Source organism: Sphingopyxis sp. P1IMeth2 (assembly GCF_900185685.1).
In the GTDB taxonomy this organism is placed as follows: domain Bacteria; phylum Pseudomonadota; class Alphaproteobacteria; order Sphingomonadales; family Sphingomonadaceae; genus Sphingopyxis; species Sphingopyxis terrae_A.
The window spans coordinates 479,142-492,420 of the sequence record NZ_FYAT01000001.1 but is presented as its reverse complement, the minus strand read 5'-3'; the positions used below and the strand labels follow the sequence as shown (position 1 = coordinate 492,420).

Here is a 13,279-nt window from a genome sequence, read left to right as displayed (position 1 = left end):
AGCTTTAGGAACAGTCAGTAACGGTCGGAAAGAATATGCAGATGGAAAGGCGTCGGTTCGTCAGTGGAGCTTTGGGTGGAGGGGCTGCTGCGGCGATGGCCGCATGGTTCCCGGCCTGGGCCCAGCCGGTGTCGTCCGGCATCACCGCGCCGCTTCCGACCGTATCCGGCAATGACATAACGCTGCGCATCGCGCGCCAGACGATGCGCATCGACGGCAAGGTCAGTCGCGCGATCGGGATCAACGGCACCGTGCCCGCGCCGCTCGTCCGGCTGAAGGAGGGACAAAACGCGCGCCTCACCGTCGTCAACGATCTCGACGAGGACAGCTCGATTCACTGGCACGGCCTGATCCTGCCGTTCCAGATGGACGGCGTGCCCGGCGTCAGCTTCCCCGGGATCAAGCCGCGCTCGAAGTTTGTCTATGAATTCCCGGTCGTTCAATCGGGGACCTATTGGTATCACAGCCATTCGGGGCTTCAGGAACAGCTCGGCCATTATGGCCCGATCGTCATCGATCCCGCGGGCGCCGACCCGATCGGCTACGACCGCGAGCATGTCGTCGTCCTGTCCGACCACAGTCAATTGTCGCCCGAGGCGATCTTCCGCAAGCTCAAGGTCAATCCCGGCCATTTCAACATGCAGCGCCAGACGCTGGCGGGCCTGCTTGCCGGCAAGGATCAACCGCTCAAGGAGCGGATCGATTGGGGCAAGATGCGGATGGACCCGACCGACGTCGCCGACGTCAATGGTTCGACCTACACCTTCCTCGTCAACGGCCATGGTCCGCGCGACAACTGGACCGCGCTCTTCAGCCCCGGCGAGCGGGTACGCCTGCGCATCGTCAATGCGTCGGCGATGACGATCTTCAACGTCCGTATCCCGGGCCTCAGGATGACCGTCGTCCAGGCTGATGGGCTCAATGTCGTGCCGACCGAAATCGACGAGTTCCAGATCGCGGTCGCCGAAACCTATGACGTCATCGTGACCCCGGTCGAGGACCGTGCTTATACGCTCGTTGCCGAGGCCAATGACCGCTCGGGCATGGGACGCGCGACGCTCGCACCGCGCGCTGGCATGGTCGCCGAGGTGCCGCCGCTCCGCGAACGGCCGCTCGCGACCATGAAGGACATGGGCATGGGCGACATGTCGGGCGGCGCGATGGCGGGTATGGACCATTCGGGCGGCGATATGGGCGCCATGCCCATGCCGGCGAGCGACCCTTCTTGTCCTCCCGAACATGCCAAGATGGGCCATTGTACGCCAGCGGGGGAAAGCGGCGCGATGGCGGGCATGGATCATGGATCTGGCGGAGGCATGCAGCACAGCATGCGCGACTTCAGTGTCGCGCCGCAGGTCAAGCGCGATCCCAGCGTTCAGACGATCTCGCCGATGCCGATGGATCGCATGGGCGAGCCGGGGCAGGGACTGGAGAATGTCGGGCACAAGGTGCTGACCTACCATGACCTTGTCGCGCTCGAGCGCAACCCCGATACCCGCGCCGCCTCGCGCTCGCTCGACATCCATCTGACCGGCAATATGGAACGCTTCATGTGGTCGTTCGACGGCATCAAGATGTCCGACTATCACGAGCCCATCCCCTTCATCGAGGGAGAGCGCGTGCGGATCAACCTCATCAACGATTCGATGATGAGCCACCCAATCCATCTGCATGGCCATTTCTTCGAACTGGTCACGGGGAAAGGCGATCATGCGCCGCGCAAGCATACGGTGCTCGTCCAGCCGGGCGGGATCGCGAGCTTCGACTTCACCGCCGACGCGCTCGGTGACTGGGCGTTCCACTGCCACCTTCTCTATCACATGCATGCCGGAATGATGCGCGTCGTGAGCGTCCGTCCGAAGGGAGACGGCGAATGACCCGGGTCGCGCTCCTCCTTGCCGGCATCGCACCCTTTGCGGTCGCCGTTCCGGCTGCTGCGCAGTCGATGGACCATTCGATGCACGGTTCGAAGCCTGCTTCGAAACCCGCTCCCGCGCCGGCGACTGAGCCGCCAGTTGAAGCGCCGATGGACCATGGCAACATGCAGGGCATGGACATGGCGCCTGAAGCTTCGACCTGTCCACCGGAACATGCCGCGATGGGTCATTGCACGGCGGGCGACAAGGCTTCCGAGAAGCTGGCTGCCGATATGGGCGCGATGGAGCCCGACACTGCGGCGCCTTCCGATGCCGACTGTCCCCCCGAACATGCCAAAATGGGCCACTGCACCCCGCAAGCCGGCCCCGCCGATACGACGTCCCCGCAGCCGGGGATGGAAAATATGCCGGGAATGGAGGCGATGCCGGGAATGGAAGCGATGCCTGGGATGGGCAGCGCGAGCGGAACGGACTTGCCGCCCGGCGATGCTACCGCTCCGGCGCCCCCCGGCGACTGGTATGCCGACCGCATCTACCCGAAAGCCGAAATGGAACATTCGCGGCATGACATGATGAAGGAAAATGGGGGGCAGACTGTCGGGTTCATCAGCTTCAACCTCGCGGAATATCAGGCGCGCAAGGGCCGTGACGGCTTTCGATGGGACGGTGAGGCCTGGTATGGTGGCGATATCAACCGGCTGACGCTGAAGAGCGAAGGCGAGGCCGTTTTCGGCGAAGGGATCGAGGGTGCCGAGGTTCAGGCGCTCTACAGCCGAACGATCGGACCCTATTTCAATGCGCAGGCAGGTATCAGACAAGATCTTGGGCCTGGCCCCGATCGCACCTATGCAACGGTCGGCTTCGAGGGTCTTGCTCCCTATTGGTTCGAGGTCGAGGGCGCGCTTTTCCTCTCCAACAAGGGGGATTTGCTCGGCCGTCTCGAAGGATATTACGACCAGCGTATCACGCAGAAACTGATTTTGCAGCCGAGGGCGGAGCTGAATTTCGCCCTGCAGGATGTTCCTGAAACCGGCGTCGGCTCGGGCCTGTCCGACGTCGAGCTGGGTCTTCGCCTGCGCTACGAGATCGTGAAGGAGTTCGCACCCTATTTGGGCGTCGAGTGGGCGCGAAAGCTCGGCGATACTGCGCGCTTCGCGCGCGCGGCCGGTGAGGATCCGGGTGGCGTCAGCTTTGTGATGGGCGTGCGCACCTGGTTCTAGAAGTATCGAGGAGTGGCAACACGTCGAGGAGATATGCCGTGAAACCAGCCTATCGCAGCCTTGCGCTGCAGACCATTGTCAGTGGCATCATCATGTATCTGGTGATGTTCGTGATGATCGACCGCCTCTCGAGCTTCTACAACAACCTCAACATGTTCTATATGACGCTGATGATGGTGTCGCCGATGGTCGTCATCATGATCGTCGCAATGCCGGGCATGTTTTCGTCCAAGCGCTTCAACACACTGTTGCTGCTCGGATCGGCTGTCGCCTTCTTCGGGAGCTTCGCGCTCATCCGGACCCAGACGACGATCGGCGACACCGCCTTTTTGCGCTCAATGATCCCGCATCATTCGGGAGCGATCCTGATGTGCGAGCAGGCTTCGCTCAAGGATCCAGAAATTCGCGAACTGTGCCGCGGCATCGTCGCGGGACAGGCGGCCGAAATCGAACAGATGAAATCCATCCTCGCGAGGAAATGATATGACAAGTCCCATGACGCGCCGCAATCTTCTCGGCTTGGTGGTGGCCGGCTCGGGCATGGCGCTGGCGGCCTGTAACGCTTCGCCGGGATCCGTGCCGATCGGCGAGACGGAGGCCGCTCGTGAACCCCGTGCCGATGCTGCAAGCGCCAAGCGGATGCTCGTCTATCGCGATCCCGAATGCGGATGCTGCGAGGCCTGGGCCGATATCGCGCGCAAGGCGGGGTATGAGGTGACCGTCGAAAACCGGTCGGACATGACCGAGGTCAAGGCGCGTCACCACGTTCCCGAGCAGCTCGCCTCGTGCCACACGGCGGTCGTCGGCGACTATGCGATCGAAGGTCATGTGCCGATGCAGCATGTCGCGCAGCTGCTCCGGGACCGGCCCCGCGACATTTATGGGATCGCAGTTCCGGGCATGCCGCGCGGCTCGCCGGGTATGGAGATGCCCGATGGAAGCGCGGATGGATTCGAAGTCATTGCCTTTGGCCCGGATGGCAAGTCGATGGTGTTCGGCGCCTGATCGGCGACACGCTTTGCGACGAAGCAAGGGCTTGCGAGCCGGGAGAGAGGGACGCGGGCGCGATATATAACTTAATGGAATGACCCTCTCGTTTGTGGCGATGAGTCGTGATTATTTCTGGCCATGACCCAAGCGCAGCGATAGCCCGCTGAGGAAGCCGAGAGCTTTCGCAAATGGAGGGGACCCATGAGAAAATTTTTTCGCACGAGTGGCTCGATCGCCGCTGTCCTGGCCGCCTCGTCGGCCATGGCCGCCTTCGCGCAAGAGAATGGCGAGGAGGCATCGAAGCCGGGTGCATCGCAGGGCGAGATCATCGTGACCGGTACGCGGCGGAACGACCTAAAGGCTGCGGACTCGGCTCAGCCGATCGATATCATTACCGGCGCAGAACTGCTCGAAAAGGGCACGGCCGACATGAACGACCTCCTTCGCACCGAGGTTCCATCGCTCAACGTCCAGCGTCTCGTCAGCAATGACGGGGCCGTCTTCACCCGGCCCTTCTCGCTTCGCGGTCTGCCGCCGGACCAGACGCTGGTGCTCGTGAACGGCAAGCGGCGCCATCGCGGCGCGACGGTCCAGTTCACCAATGTTCCCTATATCCGGGGATCGCAGGGACCCGATCTTTCGGCGATCCCGTCGATCGCGATCGGCCAGCTCGAGGTGCTGCGCGACGGCGCGTCGGCGCTCTACGGATCGGATGCCATCGCCGGCGTGCTCAATTTCGGGCTGCGCCGTGACCGCGAGGGGGGCTTGCTGATCGCCCGCTACGGTCAATTCTACAAGGGCGACGGCGAGGATGTCCTCATCCAGGGCAATGTCGGGCTTCCCTTCACCGATGCCGGTTTCGTCAACATCAGCGGCGAATATGTAAACGCGAATACGACGTCGCGCGGCGTTCAGCGCCCCGACGCGCAGGCGCTCATCGATGCGGGCGTCGAGGGCGTCCCGGTCCCGGCGCAGCGCTGGGGTAATCCCGAGTCCGAAGCGGCCCGCATCTTCGTCAATGCCGGTATCGACCTGTCGGACGAGATGGAATTCTATACCTTCGGCAATTACAGCTGGAGCCGTGGGACGACGGCCTTCTTCTACCGCCATCCCGACACGAGCTTCATTTCTACCTCGATCCCGCTCACCAGCACTCCGGGGGGGCAACGCTTCAGCTTTCGCCAGCTCTATCCGGGCGGTTTTACGCCGGAATTCGGGGCCACGGTCACCGATGCCGCGCTCGCTGCCGGCCTCAAGGGCGAATTCTCGTCGGGCCTGACTTATGATCTCAGCGCCTCTTATGGGCAGAACCATGCGTCCTACCGGATCGACAACACGGTCAATCCGTCGCTTGGGCTAAGCTCGCCGACGTCGTTCAAGCCGGGGCAACTCGAACAGCGCGAGCTCGCCTTCAACCTCGATCTCACCTACCCGATTGCCATCGGCACCGCCGATCCGCTGACCCTCGCCGGCGGCCTCGAATATCGGCGCGAGACATATGAGATTACCGCGGGCGATATCGCGTCGTGGCAGGTCGGCCCCTTCGCCTCGGTCGTCGACCCCGATACCGGGAACAGAGTGGGGCTCCCCGTCGGCTCAAACGGATTTCCCGGATTCAGCCCGATACAGGCCGGCGAGTTCGCGCGCCGCAACTGGGCCGCCTACACGTCGCTTGAAGGCAATCTCACAGAGGCGCTGCAATTCGGCCTCGCCGGTCGATACGAGAATTATTCGGATTTCGGCTCGAAGTTCACCTGGAAGGTGAACGCACGATATGATTTTTCCGACCTGTTCGCGGTTCGCGGCTCGGTCAATACCGGCTTTCGCGCCCCCACGCCCGGCCAGTCGAATGCCTCGCAGGTCCAGACCAATATCGACTCGGTCACGGGCGCGCCGCTGACGGCGGGCATCATCGCCCCCAATAATCCGGTGGCGCAATTCTTCGGGGCGACGCCGCTCCGGCCGGAAAAATCCTTCAACCTGGCGGGCGGCATCGTCGTGAAGCCGTCCAATCGCGTCACCTTCACGCTCGATTATTTCAACATCAAGGTCGAAGACCGGATCGCGGTATCGGGCAATTTCAACCTCACGCCGGCGCAGCGGGCGCAGCTTGCGGCGCTCGGCATTCCGGGCGGGGATTCCTTCCAGCAGGTGAGCTTCTTTACCAACTCCTTCGACAGCCGCACCCAGGGGGTCGACGCCGTACTGACCGTCGGCTTCGACCTCGGCGCAGGCAAGGCAACACTGGGCCTCAACGGCAATTATACGAAGACAGACGTCATCAAGGCTTCGCCGGTGATCACCGCCGACCGCGAGCGACTGCTCGAACTCGAAGGCTTCGTCCCCAAGTGGAAAGGCAACGCCTCCTTCAGCTATGAAGGCGAGCGCTTCGGCTTCCTCACGCGCGCGAACTATTATGGCAAATGGACCGACTATGGCGCGACCCCGGCGGCCGACCAGACCGGCGGCGCCGAACTGCTGGTCGATCTCGAGCTTTCCTACCGGGTCAACGACATGCTCAAACTCGCGGTCGGCGGCGAGAATATCTTCGACAACTACCCCGACCGCGAGGCGCGCCAATCGCAGATCAACAACGGGATCCAGTATCTCCGCTTTGCGCCGACGGGGTTCAACGGCGGCTTCTGGTACGTCCGCGCGACCGCTTCCTTCTGATCGGTGGCGCTGGGCGGGCGTGCGACGACTTTCGTCTTCAGCCGGCTTCGGCGCCGAACATCGCGTCGCGGTGGGCTTCGAGCATCGCGATGAAGGCGGCCGCAACTTGCGACATCGGCCGCAGCATCGGCGTGAAGAGCATATATTCGAAATGAACCTCCGGCGCGAAATCACGGACCGTAAGCCCCCGCTCAGCATAATCCGCGGCGGTTACGGGGTTGAGGATCGAACATCCGACGCCCTGCATGACCAGCGCGCAGATCGTCATTGCATATTGGGTTTCGATGACCATTTCGCGGTGGACGCCCGCGTCCTCGAAAATGCGGTCGATGCGGTGGCGCACGCCGTCTTCGAGCGCGAGCGAGATGAAGGGCTCGCCCTCGAGGTCCGCCGGCCGGATGACGTCCTTTGCGGCGAGGCGGTGCCCGGCGGGAAGGACGCAGGCACCGGGGCAGCGCAGAAAGCGCTCCATCCGGATGCCAGGCAACTCGCGCGCCGGCGTCGCCAGCCCGATGTCGAACTGCTGGTTCGCCATCCATTGCCGCACCGTGGACGAACTGCGTGTCTGCAGCTGAATGGTGACGCCGGGATGCGTCTCGCGAAACGCCGCGATCACGCGTGGCAGGAAGCTGACGGCAAGGGCGGGGAGCGCTGCGATCCGCAAGGTTCCGGTCGCCATGTTGCGGATGTCCTCGGCCACCCGCTTCAGCGCGGCGATGCCGGAAAAGCTACGCTCGACCTCGTAAAAAAAGGCATCGGCCTCGGGGGTCACGGTGAGCGCGCTGCCGCGCGAGCGCAGGAAGAGCTGAAAGCCGAGTTGATGCTCGAGATCGGCGAGCATCTTGCTCACCGCGGGCTGCGACAGGTTGAGCGACTGCGCGGCCTGGGTAACCGATCCCGAGACCATCACCGCCCGGAATGCTTCGAGGTGACGCAGGTTCATCGCACATCGCTCCTTATAGCTATTCTTTATGGCATTAGCATTGAAAGCTTCCATTATGAATAGGTCGCGCGCGCCGCGCTCTCTGCTTTCTGCCCTACTCGCCGCGGGCGCCCTGCTACTGGGCGGCTGCGGCGGCAAGCCTGCGGGCTCTGGCGAACATGAGGTCGCCGCTGCGGCGAAAGGTTCGACCCTCGCGCGAATCCGGGCGCGGGGAACGCTCAATTGTGCCGTCCACACGGGACAGCTCGGCATGTCCTATCTCGACCAGCGCGGACGCTGGCAGGGGTTCTTCGTCGATTACTGCCGGGCGCTCGCCGCCGCCGTTCTGGGCGATGCGCGCAAGGTCCGCTTCATGCCGGTTGCCTCGAACAAGCGCTTCACGATCGTGCAGACGGGCGAAGCCGACGTCCTGTCGCGGACGACCACATGGACGCTGACGCGCGACACCGATCTCGGGGTGAATTTCGTCGGCATCATGTATTATGACGGGCAGAGCTTCCTTGTGCCGAAACGCTCGGGCGTGCGGCTTCCGGCGGATCTCGACGGCGCGTCGATCTGTATCACCAAGGGGACGACATCCGAACTCAACACCGCCGAATATTTCGAGCGCAAGGGGCTCCGCTTCCAATCGGTCGTCTTCGAGAATCCCGAGGAAGCGAAACTCGCCTTCTTCGCGGGGCGATGCGACGCGATGACCACCGATGCCTTCACGCTGACGGTGATCCGCCTCGCCGATACGGCAACGCCGGGCGATTATGTCGTGCTGCCCGAACGGCTCACCAAGGAACCGGTCGGGCCTGTCGTGCGCAGCGACGACGAGCAATGGTTCGAGATCAACAAATGGGTCCTGAACGCGCTGTTCGCCGCCGAGGAAATGGGAGTCACCCGGGAGAATGCGGCGCGGATGCGTTCAACCTCCCCCGATCCCGAGGTCCGCAAGATGCTGGGCGGCCTGCCGGGATTCGGCAAGTCGCTCGGCCTCGACGATGACTGGGCGTATCGGGCGATCCGGGAGACGGGCAATTATGGCGAAATCTTCGACCGCCACATCACCCCGCTCGGTGTCGAACGCGGGCAGAACAGGCTATACCGGGACGGCGGGCTGATCTTCCCGTTGCCGATGCGATGACCCCCGTTCGGCGACGATCTGCCATCGCCGCGCTGCCCTGGCTGCTTTTGGCGGGAGGGCTGGCGGCAAGCTACGCCTTGTTCATGACACTCACCGACAATCTCGCCGACCGGAATATCCGGACGGGGTTCGGTTTCCTGTTCGACCGGGCGGGCTTTGCGATCGGCGAAACGCTGATCGCATACGCGCCGGGCGACTCCTATGCCGCTGCGTTGTCGGTGGGGCTGCTCAACACGCTCCTGATCTCGGCGCTCGGCATCATTTTCTCGACCCTGTTCGGCCTCGCAATCTGTATGGCGCGCCTGTCGTCCAACTGGCCGTTTGCGAAGCTTTCCGGCCTCTATATCGAACTGGTCCGCAACATCCCGCTGCTGCTCCAGATGTTCGTCTGGTACGCCATATTGCTGTTCGGGTTGCCGGGTCCCGCCGCAGGATCCGTCGGTGCGTTCGATCTCGACAATCGGGGGTTGCATCTCCCCGCACTTGTGCTCTCCGATCCCGGCAGGCTCGCCTTGCTGACCGCGATCATCGCGGTGGCGATCCTCTTCGGCGCCGTCGGGCGCCAGCGCGTTCGGGTGCGCACCGCGCTGGCGCTGGCTGGCATCGCCTCGCTTTCGTTCATCCTGTGGGGCGGGGTCGATCTGCCGCGGGCGGGGCGTTTCGGAACGGTCGGCGGCCTCTCGCTCTCGACCGAATTTCTGACGCTGGTTGCCGGGCTTTCGGTCTACGCTTCGGCCTATCTGGCCGAGATATTCCGCGGCGCCATTCTCGCGGTGCCCGCCGGGCAGCGCGAGGCGGCGAGGGCGCTCGGCCTGTCGCCCGCGCAGACGATGGGACGGATCGTCCTTCCGCAAGCCTTGCGCGTCGCGATACCGCCGATGACGAGCTGGCATCTCAATACGATCAAGAACAGCTCGCTGGGGGTGGCGATCGGATATCCCGAATTTGTTTCGGTCGTCGATACCGTCATCAGCCAGACGGGGCAGGCCATCGAGGGCGTCGGTCTGATTGTGGCGACCTTCCTCCTACTTTCGCTTTCCTTGTCCTTCGTCACCGGCCGCTATGCCCGCCGTCTGGGCTGGAGTGTCGCCGGACAGCCGGGCCGGAGTGCCGAGGCACCCCGTCTTGAACCCTTCCCCTTGCGCCGGATGGCCGACTGGCCCGCATGGATGCGGCGCAATCTGTTCGGGGGCGGAGGGCAGTCTGTCCTGACGCTCGCCATTTTTGTTCTGGCGGCTCTGGCCATCGGCAAGGGGCTGTCGTGGCTGTTGCTCGATGCGACCTTCGCCGGCGGGGCGATCGAATGCCGGTTGGCCAGCGGCGCGTGCTGGCCCTTCCTGCGGGAAAATGCGCGGCTCATCCTGTTCGGCACCTATCCCGAAGCCGAGCAGTGGCGCGCCGCCGCAGCAGCGGCGGTACTGCTGCTGTCCCTCGCGCTGTCCTTCGTCCCGCGCTTTTGGGGCCGTCGCCTCGGGCTGGTCTGGGTCGGCGCTATTCTGGTCGCTGTGCTCTTGTTGCGAGGCGGGTTCGCGGGGCTCGTGCATGTGCCCATGGAAAAATGGAGCGGCCTTCCGGTCACGCTTCTGCTCGCCAGCATCGCGGTGGTCGGCGCATTTCCGCTGGCGATTGTCCTCGCATTCGGTCGCAGGTCGTCGCGGCGCACGCTTCGCTGGGCGAGCACCGCCTTCATCGAGCTCGTTCGCGGAACCCCGCTGATCGGCGTGCTGTTTCTCGCCGCGGTGATGTTCCCGCTGTTCGTTCCCGCCTATCTTTCGATCGACAGCCTGCCGCGTGTCCAGATCGCGCTCCTCTTCTTCACCGCCGCCTATATGGCCGAGGTCATCCGGGGCGGCCTGCTCGCGGTATCGGCCGGGCAGGGCGAGGCCGCGCAGGCGCTCGGCCTGAGCAAATGGCAGGCGCGGCGGCACGTCCTGTTGCCGCAGGCGCTCAAGGTCAGCGTGCCGGGTCTGGTCAACACCTCGATCAGCGAGGTGAAGAATACCACCCTCGTCCTGATCGTCGGCGTCTTCGATGTGTTGCAGACGACGCGCCTTTCCTACGTCGAGGCGCAATGGCGACCCTATTTCGCCGAAGCCTATCTTTTCACCGGGACCATCTTCTTCCTCCTCTGCTTCTCCCTGTCCCGGCTCAGCATGAAGATCGAACGGAAATTATCCTATGCATGAACAAGACCCAGCATCGCCCCGCGAGCGGGCTGAACCCGCCGGGGGCGCCTGGCAGGATCCAACCCGCGCCGTTCACGCCGGCCCGCGCGCGAGCGATCAGCGGGGTCTCATCAATCCTCCCGTCGATCGCGCCTCGACGATCATCTACGACAGCGTCGAAGCCTATATGGATCGCCACCGGGGGCTTTATGACGAGGTCATCTACGGCCTGTATGGCACGCGCACGACCTTTGCGCTCGCTGAGGCCGTCGCCGAGCTCGAGGCCGGCTATGCGACGGTCATCACCTCCTCGGGAACAAGCGCGATCGCGCTCACCCTCACGGCGTTTGCGGGCGCGGGCGATCATCTGCTCGTCGCCGACTGCGTCTATGGGCCGACCCGAAAATTCCTGACCGATGTGCTCGCGCGTTTCGGGGTCGAGGTCGAATATTTCCGGCCCGATATCGGCGCGGAGATAGCTGACCTGTGCCGCAGCAACACCCGCCTCATCTATATGGAGACCCCGGGCTCGCAGACATTCGACATGATCGACGTGCCGGCGATCGCGGCGGTCGCGCGCGGCCGTGGCATTTTGACGGCGGTCGACAACACCTGGGCGACGCCGCTCTTCTTCAAGCCGCTGGCTCATGGCGTCGATGTCTCGCTCGCGTCGGCGACCAAATATCTCTCGGGGCACTCCGATTGCCTGCTCGGCACGATGACCGCGGGCAGCGAGGCCATCTATCGCCACCTCAAGGATGCGGCGGCGCGCTGGGGCAATTGCGCGAGCCCCGACAATTGCTATCTGGTCCACCGGGGCATCCGGACGCTCGACGCGCGTCTCGAGCGCCACCAGCGCACCGCGTCGACCCTGATCGACTGGTTTCTGTGTCAGCCCGAGGTGGTCGCGGTTCGCTATCCGGCTCACCCCGCCGATCCGGGCCACGCGATCTGGAAGCGGGACTTTGCGGGGGCGTCGGGATTGTTCGGCGTCCAGCTCGATCGTCTCTCCCCGCCGGAGACCAGCGCATTCTTCAACAAGTTCTCGCTATTCCAGCTTGGGTCGAGCTGGGGCGGTTTCGAAAGCCTTGCGGTCCCCGCGTGGCCGGCGCCGATCCGCGACTTTCCGAATGGCGAGGCCGAAGGTGCGCTGATTCGTATTCATGCAGGGCTGGAGGCGCCCGACGATCTAATCGCCGATCTCGATGCGGCCTTCGGGCGGGTGCGGATGATGCGGAGCGGAAAGCGGGCGTCATGACGGACGCTTCGATTCCGGCGGCTGTCAGTCTGCGGCAGCTCGAAAAATATTACGGCGGCTATCACGCGCTTCGTTCGATCGACCTCGATATCGCGCCGCGCCAACGCGTTGTGATTTGCGGTCCCTCGGGCTCCGGTAAGTCGACCCTGATCCGCTGCATGAACATGCTCGAAGCGCCGGACGCCGGAGAGGTGCTGATAGAGGGCGTCAGGATAAACCGGGTGTCCCGCGATGCTGCCGCGGCGCTCCGTGCGGTCGGCATGGTTTTTCAGCAGTTTAATCTGTTTCCGCACAAGACGGTGCTCGAAAATTGCACCCTCGCGCCCGTCCTCGTCGGCGGCGTCGCGGTCGAGGATGCCGAGGCGCGGGCCATGTCCTATCTGGACAAGGTCCGGATCGCAGATCAGGCGAGCAAATATCCCGGGCAGCTTTCGGGCGGGCAGCAGCAGCGAGTAGCCATCGCGCGTGCGCTGGCGATGGAACCCCGGATTCTCCTCTTCGACGAACCGACATCGGCGCTCGATCCCGAGATGATCAAGGAGGTGCTCGATGTGATGACAGCGCTGGCCGGCGAGGGGCGGACGATGGTGTGCGTGACGCACGAGATGGGATTCGCGCGCGAGGCAGCCGATCGCATTCTTTTCATGGACCAGGGGCAAATTGTCGAGGACGCGAGGCCGTCCGACTTTTTTGCGGCTCCCAAAAGCGAACGCGCACAGACATTCCTTGAACAGATACTTTCGCACTGAGCAGTCGCTTGTGAGCGGCCCCGAATGGCTTCGATCTGCGTCCCCTGTCATTTCATGAGCAAGTCGAAGGGGAAGGCGGTCGGCTCCTTGCGCGAATGGGCCGGACCCTGCAAAAAAATTTCAAAATCGATGAGGGGTGAGGCGTCGGCATGCGTATTAGACAAGTATGATGCGCGCCGAATTTGGCATTTAACTAATTGATATATTTCGATAAATTCCTGTTGACCTGTATATACATTTAATGCTCTCTGAGGGAAATCGGCCAACCAACAGGG

10 protein-coding genes are annotated in these 13,279 nt (G+C 63.5%); 9 read left to right on the top strand and 1 reads right to left on the bottom strand.

The window, feature by feature from the left end:
- Positions 1-41: 41 nt before the first annotated feature.
- The 5 genes from P1IM2_RS02265 to P1IM2_RS02245 all read left to right on the top strand — a co-directional run bounded on the left by P1IM2_RS02265 (position 42) and on the right by P1IM2_RS02245 (position 6,760).
- Positions 42-1,877, top strand: coding sequence for a copper resistance system multicopper oxidase (locus P1IM2_RS02265; RefSeq protein WP_371830021.1), 1,836 nt, complete (start codon positions 42-44; stop codon positions 1,875-1,877).
- Positions 1,874-3,097: a copper resistance protein B gene (locus P1IM2_RS02260; RefSeq protein WP_186401288.1), complete on the top strand. Its 1,224-nt coding sequence runs from the start codon at positions 1,874-1,876 to the stop codon at positions 3,095-3,097. Before P1IM2_RS02265 ends, P1IM2_RS02260 begins: the two co-directional genes overlap by 4 nt.
- Positions 3,098-3,189: 92 nt before the next feature.
- The gene (locus tag P1IM2_RS02255; RefSeq protein WP_260833915.1) at positions 3,190-3,579 is read left to right on the top strand and encodes a DUF305 domain-containing protein; all 390 of its coding nucleotides are present in this window, start codon (positions 3,190-3,192) and stop codon (positions 3,577-3,579) included.
- 1 nt (position 3,580) lies between these two features.
- Complete coding sequence (locus tag P1IM2_RS02250) at positions 3,581-4,102, top strand: DUF411 domain-containing protein (RefSeq protein WP_186401286.1); 522 nt, start codon at positions 3,581-3,583, stop codon at positions 4,100-4,102.
- A 186-nt stretch (positions 4,103-4,288) separates the two neighbouring features.
- A complete protein-coding gene (locus P1IM2_RS02245) occupies positions 4,289-6,760 on the top strand; it encodes a TonB-dependent receptor plug domain-containing protein (protein WP_186401285.1) in 2,472 nt (823 codons plus the stop codon).
- Positions 6,761-6,797: 37 nt separating this feature from the next.
- On the opposite strand, the gene P1IM2_RS02240 is transcribed toward P1IM2_RS02245, so the two are convergent.
- Positions 6,798-7,703, bottom strand: a complete 906-nt coding sequence (locus tag P1IM2_RS02240; protein ID WP_186401284.1) for a LysR substrate-binding domain-containing protein — start codon at positions 7,701-7,703, stop codon at positions 6,798-6,800.
- A 55-nt stretch (positions 7,704-7,758) separates the two neighbouring features.
- On the opposite strand from P1IM2_RS02240, the gene P1IM2_RS02235 reads away from it, so the two are divergent.
- From P1IM2_RS02235 to P1IM2_RS02220, 4 genes are all read left to right on the top strand, one after another.
- Positions 7,759-8,832, top strand: coding sequence for an amino acid ABC transporter substrate-binding protein (locus P1IM2_RS02235; RefSeq protein WP_260833893.1), 1,074 nt, complete (start codon positions 7,759-7,761; stop codon positions 8,830-8,832).
- Between the two features lie 83 nt (positions 8,833-8,915).
- Positions 8,916-11,018, top strand: a complete 2,103-nt coding sequence (locus P1IM2_RS02230; RefSeq protein WP_260833892.1) for an ABC transporter permease subunit — start codon at positions 8,916-8,918, stop codon at positions 11,016-11,018.
- Entirely contained in the window at positions 11,011-12,255 is a 1,245-nt protein-coding gene (gene metC / locus P1IM2_RS02225) for a cystathionine beta-lyase (protein ID WP_003046361.1), read from the top strand. Before P1IM2_RS02230 ends, metC begins: the two co-directional genes overlap by 8 nt.
- Positions 12,252-13,004 (top strand): amino acid ABC transporter ATP-binding protein, encoded by a 753-nt coding sequence (locus P1IM2_RS02220; RefSeq protein WP_003046358.1) that lies wholly within the window; start codon positions 12,252-12,254, stop codon positions 13,002-13,004. The genes metC and P1IM2_RS02220 overlap by 4 nt, the downstream gene beginning before the upstream one ends.
- Positions 13,005-13,279 lie beyond the last annotated feature (275 nt).

What these genes read in the sequence shown, in the direction of transcription:
- metC (WP_003046361.1), top strand. Translation starts at nt 11,011, where the DNA reads ATGCATGAACAAGACCCAGCATCGCCCCGCGAGCGGGCTGAACCCGCC.
- P1IM2_RS02255 (WP_260833915.1), top strand. Translation starts at nt 3,190, where the DNA reads ATGTATCTGGTGATGTTCGTGATGATCGACCGCCTCTCGAGCTTCTAC.
- P1IM2_RS02260 (WP_186401288.1), top strand. Translation starts at nt 1,874, where the DNA reads ATGACCCGGGTCGCGCTCCTCCTTGCCGGCATCGCACCCTTTGCGGTC.
- P1IM2_RS02220 (WP_003046358.1), top strand. Translation starts at nt 12,252, where the DNA reads ATGACGGACGCTTCGATTCCGGCGGCTGTCAGTCTGCGGCAGCTCGAA.
- P1IM2_RS02240 (WP_186401284.1), bottom strand. Translation starts at nt 7,703, where the DNA reads ATGAACCTGCGTCACCTCGAAGCATTCCGGGCGGTGATGGTCTCGGGA.
- P1IM2_RS02250 (WP_186401286.1), top strand. Translation starts at nt 3,581, where the DNA reads ATGACAAGTCCCATGACGCGCCGCAATCTTCTCGGCTTGGTGGTGGCC.
- P1IM2_RS02265 (WP_371830021.1), top strand. Translation starts at nt 42, where the DNA reads ATGGAAAGGCGTCGGTTCGTCAGTGGAGCTTTGGGTGGAGGGGCTGCT.
- P1IM2_RS02230 (WP_260833892.1), top strand. Translation starts at nt 8,916, where the DNA reads ATGACACTCACCGACAATCTCGCCGACCGGAATATCCGGACGGGGTTC.
- P1IM2_RS02245 (WP_186401285.1), top strand. Translation starts at nt 4,289, where the DNA reads ATGAGAAAATTTTTTCGCACGAGTGGCTCGATCGCCGCTGTCCTGGCC.
- P1IM2_RS02235 (WP_260833893.1), top strand. Translation starts at nt 7,759, where the DNA reads ATGAATAGGTCGCGCGCGCCGCGCTCTCTGCTTTCTGCCCTACTCGCC.